The sequence below is a fragment of the Chelativorans sp. YIM 93263 genome (assembly GCF_028767125.1).
Classification (GTDB): domain Bacteria; phylum Pseudomonadota; class Alphaproteobacteria; order Rhizobiales; family Rhizobiaceae; genus Chelativorans.
Window position 1 is genome coordinate 198,637 of the sequence record NZ_JAKCWP010000001.1, and the last position, 14,228, is coordinate 212,864.

The following is a 14,228-nucleotide window of genomic DNA, read 5'->3' on the forward strand; positions in this document are numbered from 1 at the left end:
ATAAGACAGTGATTATGCACCTAGGCATCCTGTCGTTGAATGCCGAGTGCATTGTGCCGAGTACCGGATCAAGTGGGGGACGCAGAGTGCGTGGCATGCTGGTCTTTTCCTTGGCAGCGGTGATTAGGCTGAGCGGTTGTTCCGATCCACTGCGAGTGACGAAAAGAACCGCCGCCGCCAGTACGTCCTGCGGCACGACGCCCCAGCGGCGCTGTGCAACGTAATCGACAATTGTCGCACAATTATTTGATGTTTTGGGTGGCGGTCAGGGCGGAGCGCCCTCTCGCGAATTCCGCGCTCGTGTGCGCAAAGACTTTCTACTGAATTACCGGTGTTCCACCGAACCAGACCAGTCCGGCTCGATTCTGCCTCTAGCTGTCCGGCTCAGGGGTCTAGGAATACTCATCGTAGCGGCGACCTCTCTGGGAACACAAGCATCGCCAAAGCAATCGGTAAGAAGGTTAAATGGCCGCTGTAAAATGTTGCACTGCTTTTGTGGATGCAGGAACAGCCGTGCGCAGATAAAGTGAACCTGCCGCAAACCGGCATAGGCCTGTTGACAATTCATGCCGGCCAACATCGCTTCGAGATCCCCGCTCACATCGAGGCTTGGCGGCGGCTGGAAAAGCAGCGGGAACAGCCGGCGGTTTTGCGGGCCGCGATCGCACAGCCCTTTCAGCGCCCACCCCAAGGCTTCGGGATTTCCCGCAGCCGTGTGCGCCTGGCAAATCAGAACAAGCAGGTACAGGTGGAAGTGCGTTTCCGGTTGCGTGAAGCCAAGCGCCTTGTCGTAGAGCAGGAGCGCCTGCTCAATGTCGCCATTCCACATCTGGAGTTGCCCGTAGAGTGAACAGGCTGCTCCGAAGGCGGGGGTGGTCTCGAAGGCGCGCTTTCCAATTTTCATAGCAAGCGGCCTGTGGGCCGGATTGACGAACCACAGGAGCTTAGCCGCGGTAAGGGCGTGCACGCCGTTCTCCTGGATCCCGGGCAGCGCCCCACAAACCAGCTCTTCCATCTCGGCGATGTCTTCTTCGCGCGGATCCGACGACGAGAATATTTCGATACCCGAGAGCACATATTTTGTGTGCAGCGCAATTGCGAGCATCAGTCTGGCTTCGGCATCATTTGGCCGTTCGTTAAGAACCGCACGCAGCCGATCCTCGTTATCCTTCCAGCTGTACTCCGGCACCGTGCCGACGACTTGCGCGGCTTCGTGCATCCGCACCGCCGTCGGGAGGGCGGTGGGCGCCTCCAGCGCAGATGCTTTGATGCCCACAAGATCCCAGATGCGGGCGACGATATCGGTGACCAGTCGATCAGCCACCGCGGTATTTTTTTCCGGGCTCCGTTCCACCTCGATCCGCGTAATCGCAACCACATCTTCGCTTTCGGAGCGTTTAAGGGTAACTGCGCAGTCGAGGCGATTGTCGATTTCGAGAAATGCAAGCTCCAGACGGAAGGCACCGTCAGCGTGCTTCAGTTTCCGCGGAGAGGCAAGATCCGCCGCTCCGAAAATCGGCGTGGTGACCGAACGTAACTCTTCCTGTAGCCGCTGTCTTATTCTACCGGTAAAACGCTCACCGGCCTTCCTGAACCGCTTACATTTACTCAGCCCCGTGAGCGGTCCCAGGATAATCGGTCCGGCGGGATCGCCGTTCGCCGCCCCACTATCGGCAATCCAGATATAGCCCTCGCCGTACTGCGTGGCGATAAACTTTGGGTCGTGCGCAGAATCGCCCAGTTTGCGTCTCAGCCGATTGACCAGATGGTCGATGTTTCGGTCGTTGACGTCGGACCCGTGGCCGGATACCGCATCGAGCAGAACATCGCGAGGAAGAACATGCCCCGCGCGTTGTGAAAACAGGAACAGAAGCTTTCGCTCAGAACGGCTGAAGCGGATCGTCTCTCCCTGCTCATCCACGGCTGTGGTAAAGTGCGCGTCAAACGCCAGATGCCCCCGCCGAACCGGTTTACCCACCTTAGTGGCTCTCCCAACTATATCGCGGCCGCCTTCAGAAACCGATGCGACGCACAACTTGCCTTCAGAATGCAGTGAAAGCACCACATTTTCAAGTGTACGGTCAGACTCGGGTGCGAAGAGCAGAAGTGCGCGATCTAATGACATGCTGCAGTGTTTGATCTGAAAACTCACAGAGGCCTCACCCTTCGCGACCGGGCTCTTTACTACATTCAAGAACACGACCTTTGAGCTGCCGGTGATCTATCGCTCGGCGGTGTCCAACCTGCTGCCGGGCCGCTACTGGGGCAACATCTATGGCGGTGTGGAGTTCAAGACGCTCGATCTCGACACCTCCTTCGTGGGCATCCCGGTCGTCCATGACGAGGCCGATCTTTTCCAGATCGTCATCGGCTGGTCTGAGACCTGGGCGGATTCGTTCGGCTGCACGTCGGTCGACGCCCGCATCAAAGGGAACCCCGGCGGTGTTCTGTCGGCAACCATGCGGCTGCATGGGCGACCTTCTCCAACCGGCGTGTCGACGAAGTCACCTATTCCTATGGCGCCTTGGATGCGACACGCCAGACGGACCTGCCGGACCTGATCCTGGATCAGGCGCCTTCTCCGGCATCCTTGCCGGTCAGCCTCTGCCCGACACCGAACGGCTCTCGCTCGGCGGTTATTACGCCACGCGCCGCTACGACTTTGATGACGTAAGCGTCGACCGCGGTTTCGTTTGGCGCAACGGACTGCGCGCGCCCACCGTTTCGCCGCTTCAAAGGTAGCCGGGGAACCCTAGCGTCGTCACCTTTTCTCTTCAGCGATCTAGGCGACGGCAAGGACCTCTTCAGTTCGCAAGCGTTCACGCTGGCCAGTGTGGCGCCGGCCTCGACTACACTGTCGCCGACCACTTCAAATGCAATGGTTTTCCGCCGGATACGCCCTCAGGGACGCCGGCCTTACGGAGGCGGGCGACTGGACGATTCCGGCAAGAGTGAGCGCAACTCATGCCACGCCATCGCGAACTGCGCGTCAGAGCTTCGCAAAGGGTCGCCGGTTGCGGCTACCAGAACGAATGACCGCTTCCGCGATCCAAGCCAGTTCACTGAGCGACCGAAAATAGGCGCGTTGCAGCCCGGCAGTCCTGGAGCCGGTTGCGGCCCGTCCGGTTCTGGCGAAGAAAATGGGAAAGCTGCCATTCGGTTGTCGACCGCCATCTCGGCCTTTCGTGCCGACGGTCATCACGATTGGAACCGGACATCGGTCGAGATCGACGGTCTCCATCATACTCTTCTCTACTTCAGAACTGCCCTCCGACCTTTACGGCCAACGTGTGGTCGCGGCTTCTCCCGCCGGAGCCGAAGGCGGTTCGGTAATCGAAGCTCAGGTTCCAGCTCTCGCCGATCAGCGCATCGAAGCCAAGGCCGATGGTCAAACGGTCTCTGGAGAGAGGGTCAAACTCAATGGCGTATGGCAGGCTTCCGACGTCCGTGTAGCTAAGGCTGGCACGGCTCGATCCCTCGAAGTCATGGGTGTATTCGATCCGCCCGCGGGGTGTCAGGACACCCCAGGCCCTCGGTATCGCATGTTCAAATCGCAAGCCCAACGTTCCGTAGAGCGTGTCGAGCGTCTGGTCTCCGTAGGTCAGCCCCCAGATGCCGCCCCCGATTTCGCTGAAGCCGTCGAGCTTCGACCTCGAGGCTTCCAAACCGCCATAGGGGGAGATCAGCCAGTGGTCCTGCCGATACTCGTAGCCCGCCGATACGGAGCCGAAGACCTGTGTGCCGTCGCGCGAACCCGTGACGATGTCTCCCGTCTCCGTCACGTAGCGGCGGCTGTCGAAGTCCATAAAGCCGTAACCGATCAGGCCGTCGATGAAGATGGACGGCATCGGCTTGTAGCTGCCGTAAGCGGCCACCGACCAGGCGTAGGCCTTACTCTCGGTGCCGTTGTCGCCCACCTCGGTCTTGTCACGGCCATATCCGAAGCCGAGGCCCGCCACGAATTTTCGCGAGAAACGGTAGTCAATCCCGCCGCTGACGCCCGCCATGGTGCTATCGAGGTCGAGACCGCCGCTGTCAGCTTCGGAAAAGTTGACGTATCCGCCTGTCCAGAAGGCGAGGCTGCTCGGCAGCCTGTCCGCAGCATGCGAGGCTGCATCCACTTTGGGAGCCCCTTGCATGCTCCGGAACGCCTCAAGCGCCGGATCGGCTTCGATCTCCTGCCCGTAGGCGGTGCGCAAGGAATCGTCCTGCATCCCGATGTTAAGGTTCAAGGAGTTGCTGCGGCGATCGCCCTCATTGTGAAGTTGCTCGAGGCGGCGGTTAAAGTTCCCCGTCTGCGTCACGGCGAACCGCTTGGCGGTCTCGGCCTGCGCCCGCAGAATCCCGATCACTTCCTGGTCCTGAGACGGATCAGGGCGCGCGATCACGTTGACGGTGACTGTTGCCGGATCCGACGTGCCATCGGCGTTTGACAACGTGTATTGAAGGATGGACGTTCCCGAAAAGGTAGCGGAAGCCTGGAAGTTCAGCTCATAACTGTCCCTTTTCCGATCTATCGATGCTTTGCCCGCCTCGGCAGCAGGATGCGCAACGATCACTGCCGCAGTGAATGGACCGCCCGTCGCTCCGTCTGTCAGGTCGACGGCACCGCTGGTTCCCGCCATGACCTCCAGGACCATGTCCCGGGCGACCGGGATGTTCAGCGGTTCGATCTTGAGCGTGGCATTTGCCGCGCCTTCGAAACCGAAATTGTCGGTAGCTTTGACAGTAAAAGCGAAATCGCCCGCTTCCGTCGGTGTGCCAGACAGTGTGCCGTCTGAGGCGATCGTCAAGCCATCCGGCAGGTTGCCTGAAATCAGAGCGAACGCATAGGGCTCCGTGCCGCCCGAGGCCGACACGCTGAAGGGCCCGAATTCCGTGTTCACCTTGCCGTTAGGCAGGCCCGGCATGGTGACGGAGAGTTCCGGGGTGTCGATGGCAAGAGTGTATTCGCGCGTGGCCGTTACGTTGTTGGCATCAGTTACGCTCACGGTGAAAGTGAAACTTCCCGCAGCGGTCGGCAAGCCTGAGAGCGTGCCGTTGTCGAAGACCAGTCCATCGGGGAGATCGCCCGCCAAGGCAAAACGGAAGGGAGCAGTGCCGTCCTCGACAACGAAGGTCACCGGATCGTAGGCCGTTCCCGCTGATCCGTCGGGCAGGCTGGTCGGCGTCAGGGTGATCGGCGGGGCCACGGTCCATGGCGTCGCGCTCGTAAAGGCCGCATTGCTGTTACCGGCGAGGTTGTTTACCGCATTTGCCAAGACGTCGAGGCGAAGGATGCCCGATCCGGAAATGTTGTCGACTCGAACGGTGTAAGCAATATCGTCCGCGGTCTGTATTGCGGTCAATGTCCCGGAGGCCGTGCCGGTTGACGCCAGCACCATATCGGCCAAGGCAAAGCCCGTAACGGCTTCGGAAAACGTGACCTCGAAGATCACGCTGTCGGCGTCAGGTGCAGGGTTGCCGGCAACTTCGATCGAAACAACCGCGGGATTGACGGCATATACCAAGACACTGCTGGTGGGGCCGACGTTCTTGAGCGCGAGAACCGCATCTGTGCCATTAGCATCTTGAATGGTGCCGCCGTTCGGGACAATCGCCGTTCCCAGCTCTATACCGTCGAGGTCCATCTCCTCCGGCTGGATTGTGTATCCGAATATAGGATCTTTTGTTCCGCTGCCGGTTATATATGCCGCCGATCGTGTTGCCGCGCCGATGGTCAAAGGGATATAGGGCGTCCCTCCGGTCGTGTTTACAAAGATATTTTCGTCCCAATGCACTCTGAAAATGAGCGTGTCTCCGGTCCGGTAATAGCCATTGGCCGGAACGGAAACGGATGTCACAGACGGCGGAATCGCTTCCACGTTGTAGTTGTCGATCGTGCTGCCGGAGGCCAGATGGTTTGCGTCGCCATCGTATTCAGCACTGATTTCGTATGCTCCTCCGTCGTTGAAGGTGTGCGTGAAGACGGCTTCCCCGCTTGAATTCAGAGCCACGTCCTGTGGGGATGCACCATCGATCGTGAAGGTGACGTTCCCGCTGGGCACCGTACCATTGCTGCCGGAAACGGCAGCGGTAAAGGTGACGCTTTCTCCGGCGGCGCCCGAGGCCGAACCCGGAACCAGTGACATTGACGTGGCAGCTTTGGTGACTTGGATCGTTCCAGTCGAGAATCCGGTGCTGCCTCCGAAATCATCATCCCCGGAATACGAAGCCTGGTAGGAATGCACTCCGACGGGCACTGTGGTCGTGGTGTGTGTGGCCGTGGTCCCGACCAGCGGTGCCACGGCTGAATAAGCGGGCGCAAAAAAATCCCCGACTCTGAACGTAACGTCGCCAGTGGGTGTGCCGACGCCATTGGGGCTGATCGTTGCCGTGAACGTCACCGCCTCTCCGTATTCAACCGTGCCGGGGCTGGCCGACACTGTGGTAGTAGTCCCGCCGCCGCCATCGCGATTGACGCGGTGAACGTTCGATGAGGCGGTCCAACTGCCACCCACTCGGGTTGCTGAAATCGAGAAGCTCTCTATGACCAACCCGCTTGCCATGTCAGCTGCGGTAATCTGATAGCTCGCACTGCACTCGTACGGATCCGGCAGGGGGTTCGTGGCAGTCGGACAATTCGGAGTCAATCCCAGCCGCGTCGGCGTTTCAACTTCGAGCGACGTAACGGTATATGATCCCGGATAGACCGTATAGCTGAAGACAATTGTCTCGCCCTCAGTGGTGAAAGTGTTCTTGTCGGATGTCACTTCGATGTGCTGCGCATATGCAGCTGTCGCCACGAAAATTGAGCAGACAAGGACAAGCAATGCGGCAGCCCGCTCGATCAGCAGACGATCAACATTTCCGTGAGAACGACTCACGGCAGCAATAGAACCGGATTGCATTTAGCCCTCCAACCACATCAAAGTGGAAGGTACCCCTTCGCTCGAAGAGGTATCGGATTTATAGCCGAGTATCGATAGTCATTAAAAAGGCAAGTCCGACAGTTAACGATAGCATTTCATCTCATCGTTAGCCAATCCGTCAAATTCGATTGATACGTCGTTCGGCATTGCCCCGTCGACAAGGCATCCATCCGATGTCCCCACGTTTCGTACCGAGAACGGCATGGGAGAACGGCTCCCACACTCAAGACACGCTGGCCGACGGCGACCATGGCTCCGCTCCGGTCGACCGTTTTTAGCCAAACCCAATCGGCCTCTACAGCATTGCTTGGCAATGTCTGGGAGTGGTGCGCCGAACCCTTCCGCGTGCGGTTGGGAAGCTTGACCGATGAAAAAAGCCTTGCCCGAAATCGCAAGAAAGTCCGCGCAGATGTTCAAGGGTTGAACTGTCCTCGATGTAGGCTTTAGGCGAGCGAACAGAACTGTTGGAACGACCGACTTCGGGACGCGTTCCTGCACGGCAGTCCTGGAGCCGATTCCAGACAGACCGCTTTTCGGCACTGATGGTGGGAAAGCTGCCATTCTGTCACGCAGCGCACACTACGACCGGTTCCGATACCAAGCAAGATGTTCCGAACCGATGCCGCGAGAATCCAGAAGGTGACATTCACCCGGCTAAGGTAGAAGATTGCGGTTTTGCTCCCGAAAGGGATCGGCTGCTTCAGCGTCATCACGATGAGAACAGCCGTTCAAAACCGCTTTAGCGCCGGTAGCGAATGCGGGTTAGTCGCCGGCGTCGGCCACGTCGCAGCCGGATCGTCGATCCGTGATCTTCGGTTCTACGCGCGATTTTGCGGCAATCGCGAGGATGCTCTCGACAGTCTGCCTGCGAATGCACTCCTGCGCGTCGTCACCGAACAACCCTGCCCCGAAGATAGCCGAGAAAGTCGGGCGGTTCGAGACGTTGAAGAAGCTCGCAGCGCTGATTTGCCAGTGCAAAGCAACTGGGTCGAGGCCCTTCCGGAACACGCCCTCTTCCTCACCTCGGCGGCAAATCGTCGCCAGCTTCTCGATCGCAGCCATGTTCATGTCGCGGATGACCTGTGACGCGGCGAGGTTCTCGGCATTATGGATGTTCTCGATCATCACCATCCGGATAAAATCCGGATTCTTCTTATGATGATCAAAGGTAAAGGCGACCAGGCGCGTTAAAGCCTCCTCAGGCGGCAGATGGTCCAGGTTAAGCGCCGCCTCTCCCTCACGGACCTTCAGGTAGGCCGCCTCGAGTGCCCGCGTGTAAAGCCCCAGCTTGTCGCCGAAATAATAATAGATCATTCGTTTGGACGTCCGGGTTCGGGAGGCGATCGTGTCGACCCTGGCGCCCGAGAGGCCATTGGAGGCGAACTCGGAGATTGCGACGGACAGGATGTCCTGCTTCACCGCCTCGGGATTCTGTGTCCAGCCACGCCGCTCAATGCCCGTTTTCATGCCGTTTTCCATACCAATATCCGTACCAGAAGCAAAATGATCGAGATAGTACATTTGGCCTTGACGAATTGTACTGCATGGTACATTTTGATGGCGCGGAAAGGAAGGCCACGGAGGCATGCGGTTGGACCAGGTCCAGGACAGATCGACCATCTACGCTGGCGCTTTGCGTCTGGGCTTGGTCGGCCGTGGAATCGGTCCATCCCGAACTCCCGCGATGCACGAGGCTGAAGCTGCCACCCAGGGGCTCTCCTGCAGCTACGAGCTACTGGACATGGATACTGTTACAGGGGAGGCCTCGCTTCGCGAAACTCTCCAACGCTGCGAAGCAGAGGGCTTCGTTGGGCTCAACGTGACGTTTCCCTACAAGCGGGAAATCATCTTCCACCTGGACCAGCTTTCACAGGCCGCGCAGCGTGTTGAGGCTGTCAACACCATCGTCTTCCGCGATGGCAGGCGCCTCGGACACAACACCGATTTCTGGGGTTTTTCCGAAAGTATGCGGCGCGGACTGACTGACGCGCCGCTAGATTCGGTGTTTCTGATCGGCGCAGGCGGCGCAGGCGGTGCCGTTGCCCACGCCTTGATCGCGCTGGGCGTAAGGCGCCTCACGATGTTCGATAAACGTGAGGGCGCCGCTGAGGATCTAGCACGGACCATCGGGCCGCAGGCCGAAGCGGTAACCGATATCGCCGCTGCAGTGGAGGAAGCGGACGGCATCGTCAATGCAACCCCGGTCGGCATGGCCAAGTTGCCGCACTTGCCGATCGACCCTGCCCTCATAGAGACGCGGCACTGGGTGGCGGACATCGTATATTTTCCGCTGGAAACACCGCTCCTGAAGGCCGCGCGGGCACGCGGTTGCCGGACACTTAGCGGCGAGGGCATGGCCGTTTTCCAAGCCGTGCGAGCCTTCGAGCTCTTCACCGGGCAACCTGCTAACGCGGACCGGATGCTCAATACCTTTCGCCGTTTGGGTCGGATGTGAGGGGCGCATGAAGACAGGCATCGCAACAGTCTCTATCTCCGGCAATCTCGAGGAAAAGATCGAGACCATCGCGGCCGCCGGCTTTTCCGGCATCGAGATCTTCGAGCAAGACTTCATCGCCGACGTCCGAAGCCCGAGAGTGATCGGCGAGCGCATCCGGGAAGCCGGGCTGGAGGTCATGCTCTTCCAGCCCTTCCGCGATTTCGAGGGCCTCCCGGGGGCGCTGCGGGCCAAGGCGTTCGACCGGGCCGAGCGCAAGTTCGACGTCATGCAGGAACTCGGCTGCGACCTGATGCTGGTCTGCTCCTCGGTCCACTCGGAGGCGCTCGGCGGAATCGACAGGGCGGCGGCGGATTTCGCCGCGCTCGGGGAGCGCGCCGCCAGCCGGGGACTGCGCGTCGGCTACGAGGCGCTGGCCTGGGGGCGGCATATCAACGACCACCGCGACGCATGGGAAATCGTGCGGAGGGCCGACCACGACGCCATCGGCCTGATTCTCGATAGTTTCCACACGCTCGGACGCGGTATCGACACCGAATCGATCCGCCGTATACCGGGCGAGCGCATCTTCTTCGTCCAACTCGCGGACGCCCCGGCGATCGAGATGGACCTGCTTTACTGGTCCCGCCATTTCCGCAACATGCCGGGCGAGGGCGATCTTGCCGTGACGGATTTCATGCGGGCGGTAATGGCGACAGGCTACGCCGGTCCGGTCAGTCTCGAGATCTTCAACGACCAGTTCCGCGGCGGCAGTCCGGACACAATCGCGCAGGATGGCTACCGGTCCCTGATCGCGCTCATGGACGAGGTGCGCCGGGTCGAGCCCGAGGCTGCTCCCGAAATCCGACCCTTGCCCAAGCCGATCCCGGTCCGTGACACGGCCTTCGTCGAATTCGCCGCGCAGGGTGAGGAACTTGCGGCGCTCGAAAGCCTGCTGGAGAGCCTCGGCTTCCGGCAGGTGGGACGGCACGTGTCCAAGCACGTGACGCTGTGGCAGCAAGGGGCGATCCGCATCGTTCTGAATGCCGAAACCACAGGCCATGCCGGCACCGCCTGGAACGCGCGCGGTCCCACGGTCTGCGACATCGGCCTGTCTGTCGGCTCGGCAGCGGATACCGTGACGCGGGCCACCGCGCTTGGGGCGAAAACCTTCTCCCAACCTCTCGGACCGGGCGAGTTGCCCATACCCGCCATCCGGGGACTTGGCGGCAGCGTGATGCACTTCATTGACGACGGCGCGCTGTCGCAGGTCTGGGATGTCGAGTTCTTGTCCGAAGATCACGCCGGACAGGATGCCGGCTTGACCCGGATCGATCACATCGCGCAGACCATGTCCTATGACGAGATGCTGTCCTGGTCGTTGTTCTACACGACGCTCTTCGACATGGAGAGGGCGCCGATGGTGGATGTGGTCGATCCGGACGGCCTGGTGCGTAGCCGCGCCATCGCCACGCCGGCGGGCGATTTCCGGATCACCCTGAACGGGGCGGAAACCCGCCGCACACTTGCCGGATCCTTCCTGGCCGAAGGCTCCGGCGGCACGGTCCAGCATGTCGCGCTGGCTACCGACGATATCTTCTCGACGGCAAAAGTCTTGCGGGAAAAAGGTTTTCCCGTCCTGCAGCTGTCTCCCAACTATTTCGATGACCTGGCGGCACGGTTCGAGATTGACCCAAGCATGCTGGAGCGCATGCGTGAGGCCAACATCCTCTACGACGCGGACAGTAACGGAGAGTATTTCCAACTCTACTCCCAGCCCTTCGCCAGGCAGATGTTCATGGAAATCGTCGAACGCCGGGGCGGATATTCCGGCTACGGCGCCCCCAACGCGCCATTCCGCATTGCAGCGCAGAAGCGGCATCAGAAACAGAAAGGATGATGCCTGCATAGAAACGTATGAGATTTCGTGTTACATCATATAAAACTTTCAACCTGCCGGGGATCCGGTGACAACGTCATAGGGAGGAAACCAATGACACGCATGACCCGACGCGCGGCACTTGCGGCCGCAATCGGCACGTCCACCGCATTGGCCGTGCCAGGTGCCGCCTTCGCACAGGACAAGCCGACCTTGCGGCTGAGTTCCGTCGTTTCGGAAAACGATATTCGTGCGGAAGCCTTCGCCGAAATTGCGGAAGCCGTTTCGGATACCTTCGACATGCAGGTGTTCAACGGCGCCACGCTCGTCTCTCAAGGTTCCGAGATGACGGCCATTCAGCGCGGCAACCTCGAAATGGGCCTGATAGCTCCGCAAACGATAGCCGAGCAGATCCCTGAATGGTCCATCGTGACCTCGGCGTATCTCTTCAGCGATGCCGATCATCTGAAGGCGACCTTCGAAAGCGAAGTCGGCGAAGAACTGAAATCGATGGCCGAGGAAGCAGGTATCCATGTGCTCGCGCCCGTCTATTTCGGGACACGGCACGTGAACCTCGCGCCCGATATCGAAGTAATGACGCCCGAGGATCTGAACGGCATCACGCTGCGCATGCCCGGTGGCGACGCATGGCAGTTCCTGGGCGAGGCTATAGGTGCGAATCCGACGCCGCTGGCCTATGCGGAAGTCTACACCGCGCTCCAGACCGGCGCGATCGACGGGCAGGACAACCCGCTGCCGAACGACTACAATATGAAGTTCTATGAGGTGACGAGCCAGATCGTCCTGACAGGGCATCTTGTCGGCTTCGATGTGCTGGCGATCAGTTCTGAACTCTGGGAGAGCTTTACGCCCGAGCAGCAGGAAACCCTTCAGACGGCTACCGACGGAGCGATCGAGAAGTCGACGCAAAGGCATCTCGACCGCGAGGCGGAACTGGTTCAGTTCTTCAAGGACGAAGGCCTGAGGGTCTACGAACCCGACCGGATTGCCTTCAGGGACTATGCCCAGCAGAAGTACCTTGAGTCGGAGTTCGCTGAGAGCTGGCCCGAGGGTATGGTCGAAGAGATCAACGCCTTGGCTGAATAAGCCTTCCGCAAACAATCCTGCCGGGCCCGTGCGCTGCGCGGGCCCGCTTTCTACGGATCCTGCCCATGACGTCGGCGCCCCGATTTATCAAGCTGCTGCGCTGCCTCGCCGACGCAGTGCCCGCCATTCTGCTGGTTGCGATGTTTTTGTGTTTCATCATCCAGGTGTTCATGCGCTATGTCATGGACAATCCGGTCGGCTGGACCGTGGAAGTCTGTGTGATCGCTTGGCTGTGGATCCTGCTCTGGGGCCAGTCGGTTTCGGCCGAGGAAATTGACGAGATCCGTTTCGACATCGTCTACGGCAGCGTTCCCGACGCGGTCCGCCGCTGGTTCCGCGTGATCTTCTCGATCCTCCTCGTCGGGATCTACGCCTGGTCACTGCCGGCGCTCTGGGACTTCGTAACCTTCATGAAGATCCAGGAGACCTCGTACCTCGATATAGGGTTTAACTGGGTCTATTCGATTGCGCTGATCTTTTCCTTCGTGACGATCCTGCGATATCTCTGGATCTTCTGGACCGCCGCGCAAGGCCGGCACGTCGGGCACAGCACCGCCGACGACATCGGCCGCAAGGATTTTTCCGAATGAGTTGGGAGTTCGGCGTCACCGTCGCCGCCATCGTCGTGACGGCCATCATCGGTCTGCCGATCGGTCATGCCATGCTGGCGTCCTCCGTCCTCTACCTGCTGCTGCAGGGCCAGGACATGTCGATCGCCTTCGAACAGATGCTGACGGGGCTTTACGGGTCCTACGTGCTGCTCGCAATCCCGCTCTTCATCTTCGCCGCTGACCTGATGAACGTCGGGTCGCTTTCGGATCGGCTGCTGGATTTCTGCCGCGCGCTCGTAGGCCGGTTTCGCGGCGGGCTCGGCCACGTGAACGTCGTCTCCTCGTTGATCTTTTCGGGCATGTCCGGGTCCGCTATCGCCGACGCAGTGGGAATGGGCCGCATCATCATCAACCTGATGACCAAGGACGGGAAATATCCCGGTGCCTACGCCGGTGCGATCACGGCGGCCTCGGCAATCATCGGCCCGATCATCCCGCCGTCCATCCCGATGGTGCTCTATGCCCTCGTCTCGGACACGTCGATCGGCTTCCTGTTCCTGGGAGGCGTCGCGCCGGGCCTGATCCTCGGCGTCCTGTTGATGGCGATGAACGCCTGGCAGGCGCGAATCCACGGCTACCCGGTCGAGGACCCGGTTCCCGTGCGCGAGTTGCCGCGGATCACGTTGCGGGCCGTGCCCGCCCTTTTGATGCCGGTCATCCTGCTGGTGGGCATCTATGGCGGAGTCACGACACCCACCGAGGCCGCGGCTTTGGCGGCTCTTTACGCTTTTCTCGTATCGACACTTTTCTACCGCTCGGTCTCGCTGCAGACGGCATACAACACCGTTCGCCACAGCGCCAAGTCCACCGCCGCGGTGGGCTTCCTGATCGCCGGGGCACTTGCCTTCAACTATGTCGTCACTATCGAGCAGGTTCCGAACGCGATCAGCAATGCGCTGGGCGACACGCAACTGAACCGCGTGACCTTCCTGCTCATGGTCAACGCGATCCTGCTGGTCCTCGGCTGCCTCCTAGAGGCCAATGCGATCCTTCTCGTGATCGTGCCGATTTTTCTGCCCACGGCGGTCTCGCTGGGCGTCGATCCAGTGCATTTCGGCGTTATCGTTGTCGTCAACACAATGATCGGCCTCGCCACTCCACCCTATGGGCTGCTTCTCTTCGTCGTGAGCTCGATCACGCGATCACCGATACGCGATACCATCTACTTTCTGCTGCCGTTCCTCGGGATCACGATCGCGGGGCTCGTCACCATCACCTTCCTGCCCGACGTCGTTCTCTGGCTCCCGCGCCTATACGGCTACAACGGCTGATATATGGAGAAATCG

The 14,228-nt window shown here is 60.1% G+C and carries 11 protein-coding genes; 7 read left to right on the plus strand and 4 right to left on the minus strand.

Going from position 1 to position 14,228, the window contains the following annotated elements; all coding sequences use genetic code 11:
* Nucleotides 1–325: 325 nt before the first annotated feature.
* Nucleotides 326–2,152: a winged helix-turn-helix domain-containing protein gene (locus tag LY631_RS00965; protein WP_274423236.1), complete on the minus strand. Its 1,827-nt coding sequence runs from the start codon at nucleotides 2,150–2,152 to the stop codon at nucleotides 326–328.
* A gap of 64 nt (nucleotides 2,153–2,216) precedes the next feature.
* On the opposite strand from LY631_RS00965, the gene LY631_RS00970 reads away from it, so the two are divergent.
* Both LY631_RS00970 and LY631_RS20410 read left to right on the plus strand, forming a co-directional pair.
* Nucleotides 2,217–2,561, plus strand: coding sequence for a hypothetical protein (locus tag LY631_RS00970; protein ID WP_274423237.1), 345 nt, complete (start codon nucleotides 2,217–2,219; stop codon nucleotides 2,559–2,561).
* Nucleotides 2,470–2,742 (plus strand): ShlB/FhaC/HecB family hemolysin secretion/activation protein, encoded by a 273-nt coding sequence (locus LY631_RS20410; RefSeq protein ID WP_445082816.1) that lies wholly within the window; start codon nucleotides 2,470–2,472, stop codon nucleotides 2,740–2,742. The genes LY631_RS00970 and LY631_RS20410 overlap by 92 nt, the downstream gene beginning before the upstream one ends.
* 247 nt (nucleotides 2,743–2,989) lie before the next feature.
* Here the strand turns inward: LY631_RS20410 and LY631_RS00975 are convergent, their stop codons facing one another.
* The 3 genes from LY631_RS00975 to LY631_RS00985 all read right to left on the minus strand — a co-directional run bounded on the left by LY631_RS00975 (nucleotide 2,990) and on the right by LY631_RS00985 (nucleotide 8,378).
* A complete protein-coding gene (locus tag LY631_RS00975) occupies nucleotides 2,990–3,244 on the minus strand; it encodes a hypothetical protein (protein WP_274423238.1) in 255 nt (84 codons plus the stop codon).
* 13 nt (nucleotides 3,245–3,257) lie between these two features.
* Nucleotides 3,258–6,890, minus strand: a complete 3,633-nt coding sequence (locus LY631_RS00980) for an autotransporter domain-containing protein (protein ID WP_274423239.1) — start codon at nucleotides 6,888–6,890, stop codon at nucleotides 3,258–3,260.
* 783 nt (nucleotides 6,891–7,673) lie between these two features.
* On the minus strand, nucleotides 7,674–8,378 hold the full coding sequence (locus tag LY631_RS00985; protein ID WP_274423240.1) for a TetR/AcrR family transcriptional regulator: 705 nt from the start codon (nucleotides 8,376–8,378) through the stop codon (nucleotides 7,674–7,676).
* Nucleotides 8,379–8,496: 118 nt separating this feature from the next.
* Between LY631_RS00985 and LY631_RS00990 the strand changes: the two genes are divergently transcribed.
* From LY631_RS00990 to LY631_RS01010, 5 genes are all read left to right on the plus strand, one after another.
* A complete protein-coding gene (locus LY631_RS00990) occupies nucleotides 8,497–9,366 on the plus strand; it encodes a shikimate dehydrogenase (RefSeq protein ID WP_274423241.1) in 870 nt (289 codons plus the stop codon).
* A gap of 7 nt (nucleotides 9,367–9,373) precedes the next feature.
* Complete coding sequence (locus tag LY631_RS00995) at nucleotides 9,374–11,245, plus strand: bifunctional sugar phosphate isomerase/epimerase/4-hydroxyphenylpyruvate dioxygenase family protein (protein WP_274423242.1); 1,872 nt, start codon at nucleotides 9,374–9,376, stop codon at nucleotides 11,243–11,245.
* A gap of 93 nt (nucleotides 11,246–11,338) precedes the next feature.
* Nucleotides 11,339–12,331 carry a TRAP transporter substrate-binding protein DctP gene (gene dctP / locus LY631_RS01000; RefSeq protein WP_274423243.1) on the plus strand — a complete coding sequence of 331 codons (993 nt, stop codon included), beginning with the start codon at nucleotides 11,339–11,341 and terminating at the stop codon, nucleotides 12,329–12,331.
* Between the two features lie 65 nt (nucleotides 12,332–12,396).
* Entirely contained in the window at nucleotides 12,397–12,921 is a 525-nt protein-coding gene (locus LY631_RS01005; RefSeq protein WP_274423244.1) for a TRAP transporter small permease, read from the plus strand.
* A complete protein-coding gene (locus LY631_RS01010; RefSeq protein ID WP_274423245.1) occupies nucleotides 12,918–14,213 on the plus strand; it encodes a TRAP transporter large permease in 1,296 nt (431 codons plus the stop codon). The genes LY631_RS01005 and LY631_RS01010 overlap by 4 nt, the downstream gene beginning before the upstream one ends.
* Nucleotides 14,214–14,228 lie beyond the last annotated feature (15 nt).